The 17121-nt window shown below is 68.2% G+C and carries 16 protein-coding genes and 1 tRNA gene; 4 read left to right on the plus strand and 13 right to left on the minus strand.

Going from position 1 to position 17121, the window contains the following annotated elements; genetic code table 11:
- Positions 1–21 precede the first annotated feature (21 nt).
- Positions 22–864, minus strand: a complete 843-nt coding sequence (locus EAH68_RS02620) for a TatD family hydrolase (RefSeq protein WP_126119755.1) — start codon at positions 862–864, stop codon at positions 22–24.
- Between the two features lie 17 nt (positions 865–881).
- Here EAH68_RS02620 and EAH68_RS02625 point away from each other — a divergent pair, with 17 nt between their 5' ends.
- Positions 882–1526, plus strand: a complete 645-nt coding sequence (locus tag EAH68_RS02625; RefSeq protein ID WP_126119756.1) for a cyclase family protein — start codon at positions 882–884, stop codon at positions 1524–1526.
- Here EAH68_RS02625 and EAH68_RS02630 read toward each other — a convergent pair.
- The 5 genes from EAH68_RS02630 to rsmI form a co-directional block, all read right to left on the minus strand.
- On the minus strand, positions 1523–3589 hold the full coding sequence (locus EAH68_RS02630; protein ID WP_126119757.1) for a RecQ family ATP-dependent DNA helicase: 2067 nt from the start codon (positions 3587–3589) through the stop codon (positions 1523–1525). The genes EAH68_RS02625 and EAH68_RS02630 overlap by 4 nt on opposite strands.
- A gap of 29 nt (positions 3590–3618) precedes the next feature.
- Positions 3619–4815: an MFS transporter gene (locus EAH68_RS02635; protein WP_241228248.1), complete on the minus strand. Its 1197-nt coding sequence runs from the start codon at positions 4813–4815 to the stop codon at positions 3619–3621.
- A gap of 46 nt (positions 4816–4861) precedes the next feature.
- Positions 4862–6691 (minus strand): methionine--tRNA ligase, encoded by a 1830-nt coding sequence (gene metG, locus EAH68_RS02640; RefSeq protein ID WP_126119758.1) that lies wholly within the window; start codon positions 6689–6691, stop codon positions 4862–4864.
- Between the two features lie 10 nt (positions 6692–6701).
- Positions 6702–8471, minus strand: a complete 1770-nt coding sequence (locus EAH68_RS02645) for a BCCT family transporter (protein WP_126119759.1) — start codon at positions 8469–8471, stop codon at positions 6702–6704.
- Positions 8472–8639: 168 nt separating this feature from the next.
- Positions 8640–9488: a 16S rRNA (cytidine(1402)-2'-O)-methyltransferase gene (gene rsmI / locus EAH68_RS02650; protein WP_126119760.1), complete on the minus strand. Its 849-nt coding sequence runs from the start codon at positions 9486–9488 to the stop codon at positions 8640–8642.
- A gap of 44 nt (positions 9489–9532) precedes the next feature.
- Here rsmI and pmt point away from each other — a divergent pair, with 44 nt between their 5' ends.
- Positions 9533–11104, plus strand: coding sequence for a protein O-mannosyltransferase (gene pmt / locus EAH68_RS02655; protein WP_126119761.1), 1572 nt, complete (start codon positions 9533–9535; stop codon positions 11102–11104).
- Positions 11105–11114: 10 nt separating this feature from the next.
- On the opposite strand, the gene EAH68_RS02660 is transcribed toward pmt, so the two are convergent.
- Entirely contained in the window at positions 11115–11813 is a 699-nt protein-coding gene (locus EAH68_RS02660) for a zf-HC2 domain-containing protein (protein ID WP_126119762.1), read from the minus strand.
- Positions 11806–12213, minus strand: coding sequence for a DoxX family protein (locus EAH68_RS02665; RefSeq protein ID WP_126119763.1), 408 nt, complete (start codon positions 12211–12213; stop codon positions 11806–11808). Before EAH68_RS02665 ends, EAH68_RS02660 begins: the two co-directional genes overlap by 8 nt.
- 49 nt (positions 12214–12262) lie before the next feature.
- Between EAH68_RS02665 and EAH68_RS02670 the strand changes: the two genes are divergently transcribed.
- Positions 12263–12709 (plus strand): methylated-DNA--[protein]-cysteine S-methyltransferase, encoded by a 447-nt coding sequence (locus EAH68_RS02670; RefSeq protein ID WP_369408304.1) that lies wholly within the window; start codon positions 12263–12265, stop codon positions 12707–12709.
- 24 nt (positions 12710–12733) lie between these two features.
- Complete coding sequence (locus EAH68_RS02675) at positions 12734–13369, plus strand: DNA-3-methyladenine glycosylase I (RefSeq protein WP_126119765.1); 636 nt, start codon at positions 12734–12736, stop codon at positions 13367–13369.
- 26 nt (positions 13370–13395) lie between these two features.
- On the opposite strand, the gene EAH68_RS02680 is transcribed toward EAH68_RS02675, so the two are convergent.
- The 5 genes from EAH68_RS02680 to EAH68_RS02700 all read right to left on the minus strand — a co-directional run.
- Positions 13396–13468 (minus strand) — tRNA-Ala (locus EAH68_RS02680).
- A 48-nt stretch (positions 13469–13516) separates the two neighbouring features.
- Positions 13517–14614, minus strand: coding sequence for a divisome protein SepX/GlpR (gene sepX / locus EAH68_RS02685; protein ID WP_126119766.1), 1098 nt, complete (start codon positions 14612–14614; stop codon positions 13517–13519).
- A gap of 100 nt (positions 14615–14714) precedes the next feature.
- Entirely contained in the window at positions 14715–15407 is a 693-nt protein-coding gene (locus EAH68_RS02690; RefSeq protein WP_126119767.1) for a GNAT family N-acetyltransferase, read from the minus strand.
- Positions 15408–15414: 7 nt separating this feature from the next.
- Entirely contained in the window at positions 15415–16689 is a 1275-nt protein-coding gene (gene glp, locus EAH68_RS02695) for a molybdotransferase-like divisome protein Glp (protein ID WP_126119768.1), read from the minus strand.
- A gap of 25 nt (positions 16690–16714) precedes the next feature.
- Positions 16715–17121: sugar phosphate nucleotidyltransferase (locus EAH68_RS02700; protein WP_277600451.1), on the minus strand; the 407-nt coding region annotated here is incomplete at its 5' end.

Raw genomic sequence — 17121 nt, forward strand, 5'->3', positions numbered from 1 at the left:
CCCACGCAGGTGTGAGAATAGTCACTCCACGCGGCAATAGACCCGTTCGAAGGTCTCCGAGACCTCCGCGGCGAACTCCTCCGGTTCCATCCCCCGGGCCCGGGCCACGCACAACGCCGTGTGGCCGATCAGGGCCGGCTCATTGCGCGCACCGCGGAAAGGCTCGGGCGTCATGTAGGGCGCATCCGTCTCGATGAGCACCTGCCCCCGCGGTGCGATCCGCGCCACCTCCCGGAGCTCCTCATTCCGCTTGAACGTGACGTTTCCGGCGAAGCTGAGCACATAACCGCGCGCCAGGGCCTCCTCGGCCACCGCCAGCGGGGAGGAGAAGCAGTGCAGGATCGTCTCCACCGGCCGCGGGGCCTCCCCCAGCACCCGCATGAGGTCCTCGTCCGCCTCCCGGTTGTGCAGCATCAGCGCCTTACCCGAGGACACCGCCAGATCGATGTGCCAGCGCAACGCCTCCTCCTGCACCTCCAGCGGGGCCGTGCGCTCCGGCTCATGCCGGATCCAGTAGGTGTCCAGACCGGTCTCCCCCACCGCCACGCAGCGCGGGTCGGCGACCAGCTCGGTGAGCCGGGCGCGCGCGGCGCCGTCAAGCTCGTGCGCGCGCGTCGGATGGATGGCACAGGCCGCGTAGACCCGCTCATGGTGCTGTGCCGCCTGCAGCGCGAGCTCCGCCTCGGCGAGCCCGTCCCCGACCGTGCAGATCTGTTCCACACCTGCGTCCACCGCCCGGCCCACCAGGGCCGCCACCTCCTCCGGGGTCCGCGCCCCAGCCGATGCCAGATGGGTGTGGGCGTCGACGAGGCCGGGGATCCGCTCGGCAGGCACGGGCGTGGGACGGGGTTTCTTCTTGGACATGCCTGCATTGTAGGGGCATGGAATTCTCCCGCCTGGTGGACCTCACCCGCCCGATGCGCCCGGGCCAGCCGAAGTTCCCCACCGATCCCGACATAACGGTCACGGCGCTGGCGGAGGCCGGTCCCGACAGCTTCGAGGTGCTCAACTACCGTCTCGTCGGCCCCTGGGGCACACACGTCGACGCCCCCGGCCACGCCCTACCCGGCGCGCGCAGCCTGGCCGGGATCGTCCCGGAAGAGCTCATCCTCCCGCTGGCGGTCGTCCCGCTTATCGACGCCCCCTCCCTCACCGCCGCCGACCTCCTCCGCTGGGAGGCCCGCCACGGGCCGCTGCCGGCGGGTGGTTTCGTCGCGCTGCACACCGGCTGGACCGCCCACAACTCCCCCGCCACACCGGGCTGGGGCCTGGATGCGGTGCAGCTGCTGCACGAGCGCGGGGTGCGTGCCATCGGCCACGACACCCTCAACACCGACCCCGGCGCGCTGGTGGCGCGTGACGAGTACCCGGCGCAGCGCTACTGGCTGGAGAACGACCACTGGCAGGTCGAGTTCCTCACCAACCTGGACCAGGTTCCGGCGACAGGCGCCACGATGTGGGTGTCCTGGCCGGTGCCTGCCGGCGGTTCCTCCTTCCCCGCCCGCGCCCTGGCGGTGCTGCCCTAACCCCGGCTGGCCAGGGCGAAAGGCAGGACCGGCTGGCCGGTCCGCTCCGCCAGTGCCGAACCGGCGACGGTGACTGACCAGCCTGTGTCGATCACATCGGTGACCAGCAGCACCGGCCCGTCCGTGGGGCCGGCGCTGCTGAAATCCCAGTGGTCGAGCAGCGCGGTGACCCGGTAGGCGGAGTTCTGGGCCGCGACCTCCCCCGCTCCGGGGCGCACCGGCAGCACCCCGGCCCAGGCCATCCGACCCACCGCGGCGACGGCCTCGGCCAGGGCAGCGGTGAATTCCGTGGCGGCGGGATCATGGGACCCCAGGGCCACGACGGTGGTCGGGCGGGTGTCCCAGTCCCAGTCGGCGAGCACCGCGACGATGCGCGGCAGCCAGGTGTCCTGCTGCCAGGGGGTGGTGGGCCGCCAGGACCGGTCCGCCAACAGGACATTCAGGGCCGGGCCGCGGGCGATGTCGTTGAGCCGGCCCAAGGCCCGCCCGGGCTCCACCCCGTGGATCCGGCCGCGCACGCTGATGCCGGTGGGCCACTGGCGCCGCTGGCTCAGACGCACGCCCGGGGCGGTGAGGCGTTCCGCCACACGCTGGGCGGTCGCCTCATCGATGACAGTGTCCCAGCGACGGCCGGTGCAATTGTCGCAGCGGCCGCAGGGCGCGGTGGCGGTGACATCGTCGAGCTGACCACGCAGGAAGAGCATGCGGCAGGAATCAGTGGCCTCATAGGCGAGCATGGCCTCCTGCTCGGCTGTGCGGGCCTGCGCCAGCCCCGCGTAGCGGGCGGCGTCGTAGTGCCACTCCTGCCCCGTGCCTGTCCAACCGCCCTTCACCCGGCGGACCACCCCGTCCACGTCGAGGACCTTGAGCACCTGCTCCAGCCGGGAACGCGAGAGGTCCACCTGGGCCTCCAGCTTCATCGTCGACTGCGGCTCATCTGTGAGCACACCGAGGAGCTGGCGGACGGTGGCCTCCTCAGGGAAGGAGACAGAGGCGAAGTACTCCCAGATCTCCCGGTCCTCGACCCCGGGGAGCAGGATGACGTCGGCGCGTTCCGTGCCACGCCCGGCACGGCCGATCTGCTGGTAGTAGGACACCGGGGAGGCCGGGGCACCGACGTGGACGACGAAACCCAGGTCAGGCTTGTCGAAGCCCATCCCCAACGCCGAGGTAGCCACCAGCGCCTTGAGTTCGTTGTTGATCAGCGCGTGCTCCAGCCGCTCCCGTTCCCCGGCCTCCGTGCGCCCGGTATAGGCGGCGACGTTCCAGCCGGCGGCATCCAGCGCCTCCGCCAGATCCTCCGCAGCGGCGACAGTGAGGCAGTAGATGATGCCGGAGCCCTCCAGCTCCGCGAGGTGGGTGGCCAGCCAGGCGGGCCGGGCCGTGGTGTCCGGCAGCCGCACCACCGCCAGATGCAGCGATTCCCGGTCCAGGCCGCCGCGCAGCACACCGGTGTCCGCCCCCAGCTGCTTCTGCACGTCGGTGACCACGCGGTCATTCGCGGTGGCGGTGGTGGCCAGGACGGGCACCCCCTCGCGCAGACCGGCCAGCAGGTCGCGGATGCGGCGGTAATCGGGCCGGAAATCGTGCCCCCAGTCGGAGATGCAGTGCGCCTCATCCACCACGACCATGCCCACGGTGGCCGCCAGTGCCGGCAGGACCTCATCCCGGAAACCGGGGTTGTTCAGGCGCTCCGGGGAGATGAGCAGCACGTCCACCTCACCGGCGGCGACCTGCGCCTCAATCTCCGTCCACTCCGTCATGTTCGCGCTGTTGAGCGTGGCCGCCCGGATCCCCGCCCGCTGCGCCGCCGCCACCTGGTTGCGCATGAGCGCCAGCAGCGGCGAGATGATCAGCGAGGCCCCCGCCCCGGAATCCCGGAGCAGTTTCGCCGCGATGAAATACACCGCCGACTTACCCCAGCCCGTGCGCTGGACCACCAGCATGCGGCGCCGGTGGTTGACCAGCGCCTCGATCGCGGTCCACTGGTCGTCGCGTAATTGTGCTTCCGGTCCTGCGATCCCGGTGAGAAGTTCATCGGCCCTGGCTCTGGTTGCGGTCATGGGGCCCACGGTAGCCCACACCCCCGACATCAGCGCTGAGCTGCGAGTTCGTCGTCGATGAATACCTCACCCGCCGCCCGGTACCCCACCAGCGCCATGAGCACACACAACGCCGCCAGCACCGGGATGATCAGGGACCAGTCCCCCGTCGCCTCCCGCGCCACACCCACCACGAAGGGGCCCAATGCGGCGATGACATAACCGATCGGCTGCACGAAGCCGGAGAGCCGGGCGGTGACCATGGGGGCGCGGCTGCGGGCCGGGATCAGCGCGATGGCGGTCGGGAAGCAGAAACCACCGAAACCCAGCAGACCCGCCCACAGCAGTGGAGCGGCGGCCGGTGCCAGCCACAGGCCGAGGTAACCGGCTGCCGTAACCCCCGAGAACACCACCGGCAGCCACACGATGCTGCGCATCCGGTCGATGACCACGGGCATGACCAGACCACCGAGGACGGTGAAGCAGCCCACCAGAACGAGCGTCAGGCTGGCGGTGGTCGGGGAGACGCCGTGGTCGGTGTAGATCTTGGGCAGCCAACCCATCTGGATGTAGGCCTGCATCGACTGCAGGCCGAAGAAGAACATGAGGAAGACCGCTGTCGGGGAACGCCAGAGGGAGACGTCTGTGGTCTCCCCACCCTGCGGGGTGGACTGCTCAGGTACATCCTTCCCGGTGCGCAGGACCACCACTGTCCAGACGAGCACCTGGACCACGGCGGGCACGGCCCACAGGAACAGCGCCCAGCGGAAGTCACCGGTGACCAGGGTGGAGAGCGGGCCGATCGCGCCAGAGAAACCGAGGATGGAACCGTAGACCGTCATCAGGGCGACGATGTGGCGGCCACCGTGATTCTTGATCCACGCCGGCAGCAGCACGTTGGCCACCGCGATGCCGGTGGTGACCAGGGCGGTGAGCACGATGAACACCCAGATGTCCCCCACCCAGGGGCGCACCGCCAGACCGGCCAGCGCGAGCACCATGCCCACCAGCAGGGTGCGGCTCAGACCCAGGCGCAGGGCCAACGGCACCGCCAGCAGCCCGAAGACCGCGAAGCAGAGGCCCGGGATAGCGGTGATGACCCCGGCGAGGGACCCGCCGGCGTTGAAGGCTGCAAGGGTGTCATCAAGCACCCCGCCAAGCGAAGAGATCCCCGCGCGCAGGTTGAAGGCGGCGGCGAACACCGCCAGAAACAGCAGCAGGGCGGGGATGGTGGATCTCGACTTCACTGGGGGCTCCTCGGATGGCAGGCCCCCAGCGTAGTACGTCACACCTTTACTGGACGGGCGCCCACTCCGGGCCGGTCTCCGCGAGCTCCGGCTCCAGCTTCTGGATCAGCGGCGCCGGCTTGGCCAGCGGGGTGCCCGGCACGACGTCGACACGCTGCCACACCGCCTGCTGGGTGGTGTAGTCGCCGGTGATCACCGGGTAGCTCTGCCCCGCCTCGGGCAGACCGACACCGACCAGGTCGACGGGCATGTCATCGGTGACCTCATGGATCTCCGGCTTCGCGGCCCAGATGCCCTCGCGACCGAGGGTCTCGTGCACCTGCTGGGCGATGTGCGGCAGGTACGGGGTGAGCAGCACATTGCAGTCGGAGACCACCTGTAGCGCGGTCCACAGCACAGTGGCCAGGCGCTCGCGCTGGGACTCGTCCTTGGCCAGCTTCCACGGCTCCTGCTCCGCGATGTAGGCGTTGGCCTCCCCGACGACATGCATGGCGGCGGTGATGCCGTTCTTGAACTTCGACAGCGCCAGGTTCTCGCCGGCGATGTCGAAGGTGGCGGCGGCCAGATCGAGGATCCTCAGGTCAGCATCGGTGAGCTCGCCCGGGGTGGGCACCTCGCCGAAGTTCTTGTGCGCCATGGACACGGTGCGGTTGACCAGGTTGCCCCAGCCGTTGGCCAGCTCGTTGTTCACCCGGCGGATAAATTCCTCCCAGGTGAAGTCGGTGTCGGTGTTCTCCGGGCCGGCCACGGCGATGAAATAGCGCAGCGGGTCTGGGCCGAACTCGGCGAGGAAGTCCTTGACGTAGATGACCACGCCCTTGGAGGAGGAGAACTTCGAACCCGACATGGTGAGGAACTCGGAGGAGACGACCTCGGTCGGCAGGTTGATCTCACCGTATTTGTGCACCTCCCCGCCCTTGGCACCCTTACCCGCGTAACCGAGCAGCTCCGCCGGCCAGATCTGGGAGTGGAAGGTGATGTTGTCCTTGCCCATGAAGTAGTAGCCGGCAGCAGCCGGATCCTGCCACCACTGCTTCCAGGCGTCCGGCTCACCGGTGCGCCACGCCCACTCGATGGAGGCGGAGAGGTATCCGATGACGGCATCAAACCAGACGTAGAGCTTCTTGGCGTTGTTGTCCGCCCAGCCCTCCACCGGAATCGGCACGCCCCAGTCGATGTCGCGGGTCATGGCGCGCGGGCGCAGGTCATCGAGCAGGTTGAGGGAGAACTTCAGCACGTTGGGGCGCCAGTCCTCGCGGCCCTTCAGCCACTCCCCCAGCGCCGCCGCCAAGGAGGGCAGGTCGAGGAGGAAATGCTCGGTCTCCACGAAATCGGGGGTCTCACCGTTGACCTTGGACACCGGGTTGATCAGGTCGGCGGGGTCAAGCTGGTTGCCGCAGTTGTCGCACTGGTCACCGCGGGCGCCGTCGGCGCCGCAGATGGGGCAGGTGCCCTCGATGTAGCGGTCCGGCAGGGTACGCCCGGTTGACGGGGAGACCGCACCCATGGTGGTCTCCCGGATCATGTAGCCGTTCTCGTACAGGCCGGTGAACAGCTCCTGGACCACGGCGTAGTGGTTGCGGGTGGTGGTGCGGGTGAACAGGTCATAGGACAGGCCGAGTCCGGCGAGGTCCTCCACGATCTGCCGGTTGTAGCGGTCGGCGAGCTCCTTGACGGTCACGCCCTCCTTGTCGGCCTGCACCAGCAGCGGTGTGCCGTGTTCATCCGTGCCGGAGACCATGAGGACCTCATTGCCGATCATCCGCTGGTAGCGGGCGAAGACATCGGAGGGGACGCCGAAACCGGCGACGTGTCCGATGTGGCGGGGGCCGTTCGCATACGGCCAGGCAACGGAGACAAGCACAGACTGGGTCATGTGCTCCACCTTATTTCATGGGTGTCGCTCTGCCGCGCTTGGTCAGTCTCTTCTCCCGGCGCGCCTTCTGTTCCTTCTTCTTCACATGCTCGGCATGGATGCGCCGTTCCCGGGCCAGGCGGGAGTTGAAGTCGAGCTGGGAACGGTGGTCGAGGTAGAGGACATCGTTACGCAGGTCCTTCACCAGGGCGAGCATGAGCAGGATGATGATCACCAGGAAGGGGCTGGCGGCGACGATGGTGATGGACTGCAGGTTGGCCAGGGAATCCTCGCTGGAGGTGAGCATGACCATGCCGACGGCCGCGGTCATCAGACCCCAGGTCGCGGAGACCCACGGGGTGGCGTCGCCGCGGCCGTGCTGGGAGAGGGTGCCCATCACCGTCGACGCGGAATCGGCCGAGGTGATGAAGAAGGTGCCCAGCAGGATCACGGCGAGCACACCCATGATCGTGCCGCCGGGCAGGGTGTGCAGCAGGTTGAACAGCTGGGACTCGGCGCTGCCGTCACCCCAGATGGAACGGCCCTCCTGCTCGAGGGTGATCGCGGTGCCGCCGAAGATGGAGAACCACACCGTGGAGACCACCGACGGCACGACCAGCACGCCGATGGTGAACTCCCGGATGGTGCGGCCCCGGGAGATGCGTGCCAGGAACATACCCACGAAGGGTGACCAGGAGATCCACCACGCCCAGTAGAAGATGGTCCAGCTGCCCAACCACTCGCCGGCGGTGCCGTCGGCGGACACGGCGGTGCGGCCGGCCATCTCGAAGAACTGGGCGAAATAGGCCGATATGGACGTGGGCATCAGGTTGAGCATCGAGATGGTCGGCCCGACGACGAAGACGAAGATCGCCAGGACCGCCGCCATGATCATGTTCGCATTGGACAGGTACTGGATACCCTTGCCCACGCCCGAGATCGCGGAGATCACGAAGGCGAGCGTGAGTACGGCGACGATGCCCACGATGGTGGACATACCGGGTGAGTCGATGATCCCGGAGGCGGAGATCCCGGCGCGGATCTGCAGGGCGCCCACACCCAGGGAGGTGGCGGTGCCGAAGATGGTGGCGATGATGGCCAGACAGTCGATCAACCGACCGAGGCCACCCCGCGCGCGCTTCTCACCGATGAGGGGGATGAAGGCGGAGGAGATCAGCTGCCGGCGCCGCAGGCGGAAAGTGGAGTAGGCGATGGCCAGGCCGACGATGGCGTAGATGGACCAGGGGTGCAGGGTCCAGTGGAAGAGGGTGCCCGCCATCGCGGTACCCACCTCCCGCGGGGCGTGGGCGGGCACACCGTCGCGGTAGAAGGTCAACGGCTCGGTCGCGCCGTAGAACATGAGGCCGATGCCCATGCCGGCGGCGAACATCATGGCGATCCAGGAGATGGTACGGAACTCCGGTGCCTCATCGTCACCGCCGAGGCGGATGGCACCGAATTTGCTCACCCCCACGATGATCATGAACGCGACGAAGACGGTGCCGAAGATGATGAAGGCCCAGCCGAGCTGCTCCACCACGAAGGTCAGTGCGCTGGCTGCGAAGCCCGCGAAGCTGTCGGGCCCGAGCAACCCCCAGCCGACCGTGAGGAGGACGACGGCCGCGGCCGGCAGGATGATCCACCAGTCGAACTTGGGGTCGTCGTACTCCCGGCGGGAGGCCTTTTCTGCGGTGGCCTGCTCAATCTGGTCGCCGATGACATCGGCGTCCGACATCATCGACGCCAGTTCCTCAGTGGCAGTGGGATCCGGCTGCCCATGGTCCGGGTCTGTAGTTGTCATTCCTCAAGTTTCCCAGCCTGCGGGCGGGTTTCAAGGAGAAAACCGGGCACCACCCCCGGTAATCGGGCGCTTCCCCGGTCTTTGTGCGACCGTTATCCGGACCCAGCGCAGGTCAGGTGACCTGAATCACCTGGAAACTCACAACCTCATAACAATATATGAGGGAGCTCAACGGGCGGCCAGGACCGCCTCGTAGAGTTCCCGGTTGGACACCCCGCGCCCGGCGGCGACCTGCCGACAGGCATCCTTCAGCCGCATACCCTCGCTCACCAGGGACTCCACCACGGGCACCAGCTTGTCGACGTCCACCTCAGCCGCGCTCCCACCCTCGATGACGACGGTGATCTCCCCCTTCACGCCCTCCGCAGCCCATTCCGCCAGCTCCGGCAGGGTGCCCCGGCGGACCTCCTCATAAGTTTTGGTCAGCTCCCGGCACACCGCCGCGCGGCGCTCCGGGCCGAGCACCTCCGCAGCCAACTCCAGTGTCTCGGCCAGGCGGTGCGGGGACTCGAAGAAACACGCCGCGCGTTCCTCGGTCCGCAGCGATTCCAGCCACTCCCGCCGCGGGCCGGCCTTGCGCGGGGCGAAACCGTCGAAGAGGAAACGACCCACCGGCAGGCCGGACAGTGCCAGGGCCGTCGGCACTGCGGAGGGGCCGGGCAGGCAGGTGACGGGCACGCCCGCGGTGTGGGCGGCATCAACAAGCGAGAAACCGGGGTCGGAGACCAGCGGCATGCCGGCGTCGGTGACCACGAGGACGATGCCGCTGCGGGCGGCGTCGAGAAGCTGACGTGCGCGCCCCTGCTCGTTGTGGTCGAAGTTGGACACCACCTTCCCGCGGATCTCCACGCCGAGGGCGGTCGCGAGATTGCGCACCCGACGGGTGTCCTCGGCGGCGATCACATCCGCTCCGGCGAGCGCGGCACGCAGGCGGGGGGAGGCGTCGTGGATGTTGCCCAGCGGGGTGGCGGCGAGCACCACACCGCGGGGCGGCAGCAGGGAGTTGTCGGGGACCATGTCTGCCATGCTAGGCGTTGCAACCGTGACCTAGACTCGTTCGGGTGAGTACCGCCGTCAACAACCAGCCCCGTTTCGCCGCCCGCGTACGGCCGGTGACGCCGCGGCCGGTGTCCTGGACCCGGGCGGACACCCTCAGCACGCTCCTCATCGCTGTGCTGGCCCTGGCCACCCGCTTCACCGGACTGACCACGGCGACCTCCTCGGGCACCCCGGTATTCGACGAGAAACACTACGTCCCCCAGGCCTGGGACATGGTGCGCTCCTGGGAAAACCCGCTCATCGGCGGCATCGAGTCCAACCCGGGTTACGGCCTGGTGGTGCACCCGCCGGTGGCCAAGCAACTCATCGCGCTCGGCGAGTGGGTCTTCGGCTACACGCCCCTGGGTTGGCGGTTCATGGTGGCGCTCTTCGGCTCCGCCACGGTCGTGGCCACGATGCTGCTGGTCCGGCGCCTGGCGGGCACCTGGCAGGTGGCCACCTTCGCGGGCCTGTTGGCCGTCTTCGACGGGGTGCTGCTGGTCAGTTCGCGTTTCGGCATGCTCGACATCTTCCAGGTCTTCTTCATGGTGGCGGCCGCCCTGGCCCTGGTCTGCGACCATGAGCAGATGCGCGGCCGGATCCACGAGGCCTGGCGCACGGGAAACATGGGGGATTCCCCGCTGGGCCCCCGCCTGGGTTTTCGCTGGTGGCGTTTTGCCGCCGGTGTCTTCCTCGGCCTCGCCCTGGGTGTGAAGTGGTCCGGGCTGTACTACATGGCCTTCTTCGGTCTGCTGGCCGTGTTCCTGGACCTGTCCCTGCGGCGACGCTACGGTGTGCCCCGGCCGGTGCTCGGCGCGCTGGTCCGGGACGCCTTCCCGGCCTTCGCCTCCATCGTCATCGTCCCCGTGCTGGTCTACCTGTGGTCCTGGCGCTCCTGGTTCGCCTCCGAGACCGCCATCTACCGTCACGCCAAGGTCGACGGTTCCATGGCTGCCGATGCCTGGGCCCGGTTCCTGCCCGACTGGGCCGCGGGTTTCGTCCACTACCACCAGTCGGTGCTCGGCTTCCACGCCTCCCTGACCACCTCCGGCGGCCACTCCCACCCCTGGGACTCCAAACCCTGGTCCTGGCTGGTGGCGGGTCGGCCGATCCTCTACTACTCCTCCACCGACATCGACTGTATGGCCGGCACCTGCCGCCGCATGATCCACCTCTTCGGAACCCCGGCGATCTGGTGGTTGACGGTGCCGGTGCTGGCCTGGGCGTTGTGGTGCCTGGTCATCCGCCGGGACCGCCGCTTCCTCGTACCGGTCGTCGCCTTCGCCGCCGGTTTTCTCCCGTGGCTGATCGGCTACGACCGGCAGATGTACTTCTTCTACGCCACGGCCCTGAGCCCCTTCATCATCGCGATGCTGGCGCTGACCCTGGGCCAGCTGCACGGCCGCGGCACCCCGGTCGGGTGGCTGTGGCTGCGCCGGTTGGCCGGGGGCGGGATCCGCTGGGGCACGGTCGCGGTGATCGCCTACCTCGCCCTGGTGGTGGCGATGTTCCTCTACTGGTCCCCCATCCTCTACGGATACCTCGTCCCCGAAGGCTGGTACCACTCGCTGATGTGGCTGCCCAGCTGGCGTTAGACCGTGCCGGTCAGACCGGATCTGCCCCCAGGTCCCGCCACACGGCACGCAGCGTGACGTAGCCGTGGTGGTTGAGCCACGTCCACACCATGCCCACGGCAGTGAGCAGCAGCAGCCCCAGGCCCAGCAGCTGGGTGCCGGAGACAGCGTCGAGCACCAGGTCGCGCACCACGAAACCGAACATGAACGTCCACAGCGCGGCCACCACCGGCAGCAGACCGGAGACCAGGCGGGGTTTCCACGCGATGGTCAGCAGACCGAGGGCGAGGGAGAGGCGGAAGGCGGCGGCGTCGACAAGCAGTGAGGCGGTGCGCGGATCAGCGTCCGGGGAGACCACGCCTTCGCTGCTGACGGGAATGAGCCCGCCGGCGTCACCGAGCAGCTGCACACCCCACACCACCCAGAACACAGCGGCGATGACCAGCAGGATCCGCGAGACCACCAGGCCCACCTGGCGGGCGCTGGCCGTACGGCGCCACTCCGGTTCCACGCCCGCGAGGATGGCCTCCGACAGATCCGGCGGGGTCATGCCCCCGTCCACCGGCTCCGCGAAACGCAGACGCCGGCTCAGTGCCACCGCCTCGTCCCGGAACTGCCGGCACTCGGGGCAGCTGGCCACATGCGTGTCCACGATGTCGTCGTCCAGCGGGGACAGTTCACCGTCAAGACGCGCGGAGAGTGCCGCCTGCACCTGGTCATGGTCAATCACGTGTCAGCACCCCGTCCAGGCTCGCCCGCCCCGCTCCGAAAACCACGATCATCATCAACGCCGCCACCATCACGACAGGAAACTCCACGCCGCCGGTGGTGGTGAAGAATCCGGCTCCGACGTGCACGAACCACAGCGCCGCCACCATGAGCAGCGCCAGCGCACCCGCCACCAGGGTCGTGAGCAGCCCCACCACCAGCAGCGCACCGCCCAGCAGTTCCGTGGCCATGACCAGCCAGACCGAGAACTTCGGCTGCGGCACGCCCCACGCACTGAACTGGCCGGTGGTCTCTGTCAGCCCGGTGAGGAAGAGCTTGTCCCACCCGTGGGCGACGAACACGGTACCGAGGACGATACGCAGAAACAGCAGCGCAGCATCCCTCACAACCGGTTTGTCCATGCGATTAGACTACCCCGAAAGACCCCGACCCCCGGAGAAGGGAGTCCCCGTGCTCATTGACTCACCCCTCGGCCCCCTCAGCCTGACCGCCAGCGACACCGGCCTCACCCGCATCGACTTCGGCGGGCCGGACGGCCCCTCCTCGCCACTGCTTCTCGACGCCGCCCGCCAGCTCACCGAGTACTTCGCCGGCGAACGCCTGCTTTTCGACATCCCCCTCGACCTCCCCGAGGGAGGTTTCCGCACCGCCGCCCAGGCCTGCCTCGAGGACATCCCCTACGGGCAGACCGTCACCTACACCGAACTCGCCGCCACCTGCGGCAACCCGAAGGCCGTCCGCGCCGTGGGCAGCGCCTGCGCCACCAACCCTGTGCCCATCATCCGCCCATGCCACCGTGTGCTGCGTGCCGACGGCTCTCTCGGCGGTTACCGCGGTGGCCTCGACGCAAAGAAGTGGCTGCTGGAACACGAACAACGGGTCCTCGGGAACCATTGAACCGGCCACGCAGTCCAATAAGACATGACCGACGCTGAATTCACCGACCTGATCACCGGCTCCGACGGACTCGCCCGCCCCGCCTGGGCCGCCACCACCGACCTGCTCCGCGACTACTACGACACCGAATGGGGCATGCCCGTGCGCACCGAACAGGGACTGTTCGAGCGCCTCAGCCTGGAGACCTTCCAGGCGGGCCTGTCCTGGGAGCTGGTCCTGCGCAAACGCGAGGGCTTCCGCCGCGCTTTCGCAGACTTCGACCCCGAAAAGGTGGCCGCCTTCGGGGAAGACGATGTGGCCCGGCTGCTGGCCAACCCCGAGATCATCCGCAACGAACGCAAGATCCGGGCAGTGATCCTCAACGCCCGAGCCACCCTGGCACTGCGGGAACAGGGGGGCCTTGCCGACCTCATCTGGTCCCACCAGCCCGCGCAGACCCCCTGCCCGCGCACGCTCGGCGAGATCGCCTCCCGCTCCCCCGAATCCGAGGCACTCACCAAGGAGCTCAAGGCCGTCGGTTTCCGGTTTGTCGGCCCCACCATGCTCTACGCCCTCATGGAGGCCATCGGCATGGTGGACACCCACCTGCTCGGCTCCCACCGGCGGGGTTCATCCGGGGTGTGGAGACAGGTGGGGAAAACCGCTGCCCGAACACAGTGATCGTGCTGGTCAGCGGCCTTTTATTGTGGAGCTAAGGGGAATCGAACCCCTGGCCTTCGCGTTGCGAACGCGACGCTCTACCAACTGAGCTATAGCCCCGGAAGGTGCTGCAGCCCAGATTACTCCCCAGTTGCCCGGGCAGAAAAATCAGCCTACGCGACGGCCGTAGCGGTCATCGTGACGGTGCTGGCGGTCGGGGAGCTGGGCGACCCGGGTGTCGGCAACCGGGAGGTACTCGAAGTCGGGGGATTCGTCGTCACGCTCGAGGACGACGGCACCCGGTCGGCGCAGACGCCGCGGAAGATCCAGCTCGTCGTCGTTGGCACTGCGGACACCCAGGCGTGCGCGGCGCAGCTGGCGGATGCGGCGCATGCGCAGGGCCTGCTCCTCACGGACCTGGCTGCGCAGGGCAGTCAGGTATACAGCGGTAACCACCACCGCCAGGGCAGGGAGCAGCCAGCTCCAGCTGCCGATGACGAAGGCGATGATCGCGGTGATCACGACAGCTGCCGCCAGACCGATGAGGGTCCGCTGGCGACGCTGGTAGCGGGTGAGCGAGTACTCGGCGTCGGCGACCGGGTCCCAGCCGCCGCGGGCGGCACGGTGCTCAGCGAATTCGATCTCGTCCTCGGAGAGCTCATCGTCGGAGAGGTCAGCGCTCAGCTGCTCGTCCTTCTCCACCTCATCCTCGACGTCCTCAGCCGTCGTCCCCCCTGCCTCAGCGGAATCAGGGTAGAGGAAATCAGACGGGGAGGTGTAGGAGTCGTCGTAGGCGTAGGTCGTCTCCTCCTCGTCCCACTCATCCCATTCCGCGGTGACAGTGGTGCCGGATTCCTCCGCGGCCGCCACGGCCTTCTTCTCCTCGACCTCGGCGACCTGCGCGATGGGGGCAAGTTCATGGACCACTCCCCCGTCGACAATCTCGACCGGCTCCTCAGTACGGGTGAAGAGGCCCTTGCTGGAGCGGGTGGGCAGGTCGTCGTCGAGCAGTACCTCGTCGGCGTCGACAAGCTCGTAGTCGACGGTCTCGTCCTCCTCGGAGGCGGGGGCCGGGCGGACATCCGTGGCGGCCAGGCGGGGACGGCGGCGGGCAGACAGATCCCCCGAGCCACCCTGGTGGATGACGCGGGTGTCGTCGAAGGCCTCCCCGGCCTTGCGGATCGGCTTCTGACCACGCAGAAGAAGAGGTGCGAGCACAAACAGCCACACCACGATGATCAGAACGATGATCAGGCTTCCGGACACGTTGTGTACCTCTTCCTCCGGGAGGGGACGGGAACTGCCCCCAAGGTTATCCGCGCTGTTTCAGCAACCACTCCTGCCACGCCGAGAAAAGTTGCCTGAGTCACTTGAGTCTCCCGATGCGGCGGAGTCGATCGACGCAGGTGTCGGGATGGTCCTCCACGTTCTGGGCAACGAAATGATGGTCACGCCACCGGCCGTCAATGTGCAGGTTCGCCCGCAGATACCCTTCCGTACGGAAGCCGTTGAGCGCCAGTACCCTGCCGGAGGCCGGGTTATCGGGCAGGTAGGTGGCGGTGACCCGGTGCAGGCCGATGCGCCGGAAGGCATGGTCAGTGCCCAGCCCGCACGCGACGGTGGCCACACCCCGCCCCATGTGGGCGGAGTGGACCCAGTAGCCGATCCAGCAGTCCGAGAGGCTGCCGTGCTGGATGCTGCCCAGGGTGACCTGGCCGGCGAAACGCCCGTCCAATTCGATGATGAAGGGGATGACCTGTCCGTTGCGGGAGGCCTCCCGCATGCTGGTGAAGTAGTTCCACCAGGCGGTGGAGGAATGGGCCGCCTCCCAACCGCCCGGCACGGTGGGTTCGACGGGGCGGAGAAAGGCTTCGTCGAGAAGCCGCTGTTCCCGCCAGGGACGCGAATCCCGGGAGGTCAGCGGGCGCAGGCGGAGCCTGCCGCCGTCCGGGAGACGCACGGTCGGCGTGGATTCCGGCCAGCCGGGATGGTTCAGATCGCGGGGGCCACGAACAGGTTCCCGGAAGGAGCGGGCCGCGGTACCGAAGGGGTCCAGCACGTCGCCGTCAGCTACCCTGCGCCAGGAACATGACGTCGACGATGTCACCGGGCCGGATCTCGGTGACCTCCTCCGGCACCCGGATCAGGGCGTTGGCCTCAGCCAGCCCTGCCAGCAGATGGGCGGGCGCACCCGTGGCAGCGCCGATACCCTCGACGAGGTAGTCACTGGTCTCTGCGTCCCGCATGAGGCGGGCACGGATGAAACCGAGGCGACCCTCCCGGGAGGCGATGTGGTTGAGTGCGCGTGCACGTACCATCCGCCGGGCGATGTTGCGTTTACCCAGGGAGATACGGATGAGCGGGCGGATGAACACCTCGAAGGTGACCAGCGCGGAAACCGGGTTGCCCGGCAGGAGGAACACAGGAATGCGCTCCTCCCCCAGCAGGCCGAAACCCTGGACGGAACCGGGGTGCACTGCGACGCGGGAGGTGTCGATCTCCCCGAGTTCCTCGATGACCTTCCGGAACATCTCCGAACCCGAACCGCCCACGGCACCGGAGATGACGATGAGTTCGCTGCGCTGGATCTGCGCCTCGAGGATCTCCTTCAGACGGCGTGGTTCCCCACCCGCGATGCCGACCCGGTGGACGTCGGCCCCCGCCTCCCGACCGGCGGCGGCCAGTGCGTAGGAGTTGACGTCGTAGACCTGGCCGAGGCCGGGCTCCCGGTCGATGTCAACGAGTTCCCTGCCGACGGAGACCACGGACATCCGGGGGCGGGGGTAGACCAGCACCTTGGAGCGGCCCACTGCGGCCAGCAGTCCGATCTGGGCGGGGCCGAGGACGGCTCCCGCGGTGACGGCCACGTCCCCGGGCTGGATGTCATCACCTGTGCGGCGGACAAACTCACCGGATCGCACGGCCCGGTGAGCGGTGACACGCCGGCGTCCCCGGTCAGTCCACTCCAGGGGAAGGACTGCATCAGCGAGGGTGGGCAGCGGAGCGCCGGTGTGGACCCGCACGGCCTGTTTCGGCTGGAGACGCAGGGGCTGCTGCGAACCGGCGGCGACCTCGCCGACGACGGGCAGCGAACGTTCCAACGCTTCGACAGGCGCGTCCGGGTCGAGGACCGGGGCGCCGAGCCTCTTCTCGCCGCCGACGTCCACAGCCCGCACGGCATAGCCGTCGATCGCGGCCTGGGGGAAACCCGGCAGGGCGCGGGTGGCCTGCACCTCTTCGGCGCACATCAGGCCGAGGGCGTCGGCGATGGCGATGCGCACCGGCTCGGGCGTGACCGCCGCGTCGGTGACAAGCGCGAGCTGTTGTTCAACGGAACGCACTGCGCACTCCTTCTGGTGAGGAAAGTCAGTTCTTGACGGGCTCTGCTGCGGCCTCAGCGGCCTCATGCTCGGCGAGGATGGCGGTAATCGCCCGCTTCAACCCCGGACCATACGTCGGATGCGACAGACCGAAATCCACACACGCCGGGATATACCCCGCCGGATTCCCCAGATCATGACGTTTCCCCTCATGGACCACGATATGCACCGGATGACCCTCCCTAATCATGAGCTCAATCGCATCCGTGAGCTGGATCTCCCCACCCTTGCCAGGTTCAATCCGACGCAACGCATCAAAAATGCCGCGGTCCAGCAGATACCGGCCCGTGGCCACCAGGGTTGACGGCGCATCCGCCGGATCCGGCTTCTCCACCATCCCCACCACACGCTTGACCCGCTCAGCCGGCAGATCACAGTCCGCCGGGATCTCCG

The sequence above is a fragment of the Corynebacterium hylobatis genome (assembly GCF_003955685.1).
Taxonomy (GTDB): Bacteria; Actinomycetota; Actinomycetes; order Mycobacteriales; family Mycobacteriaceae; genus Corynebacterium; species Corynebacterium hylobatis.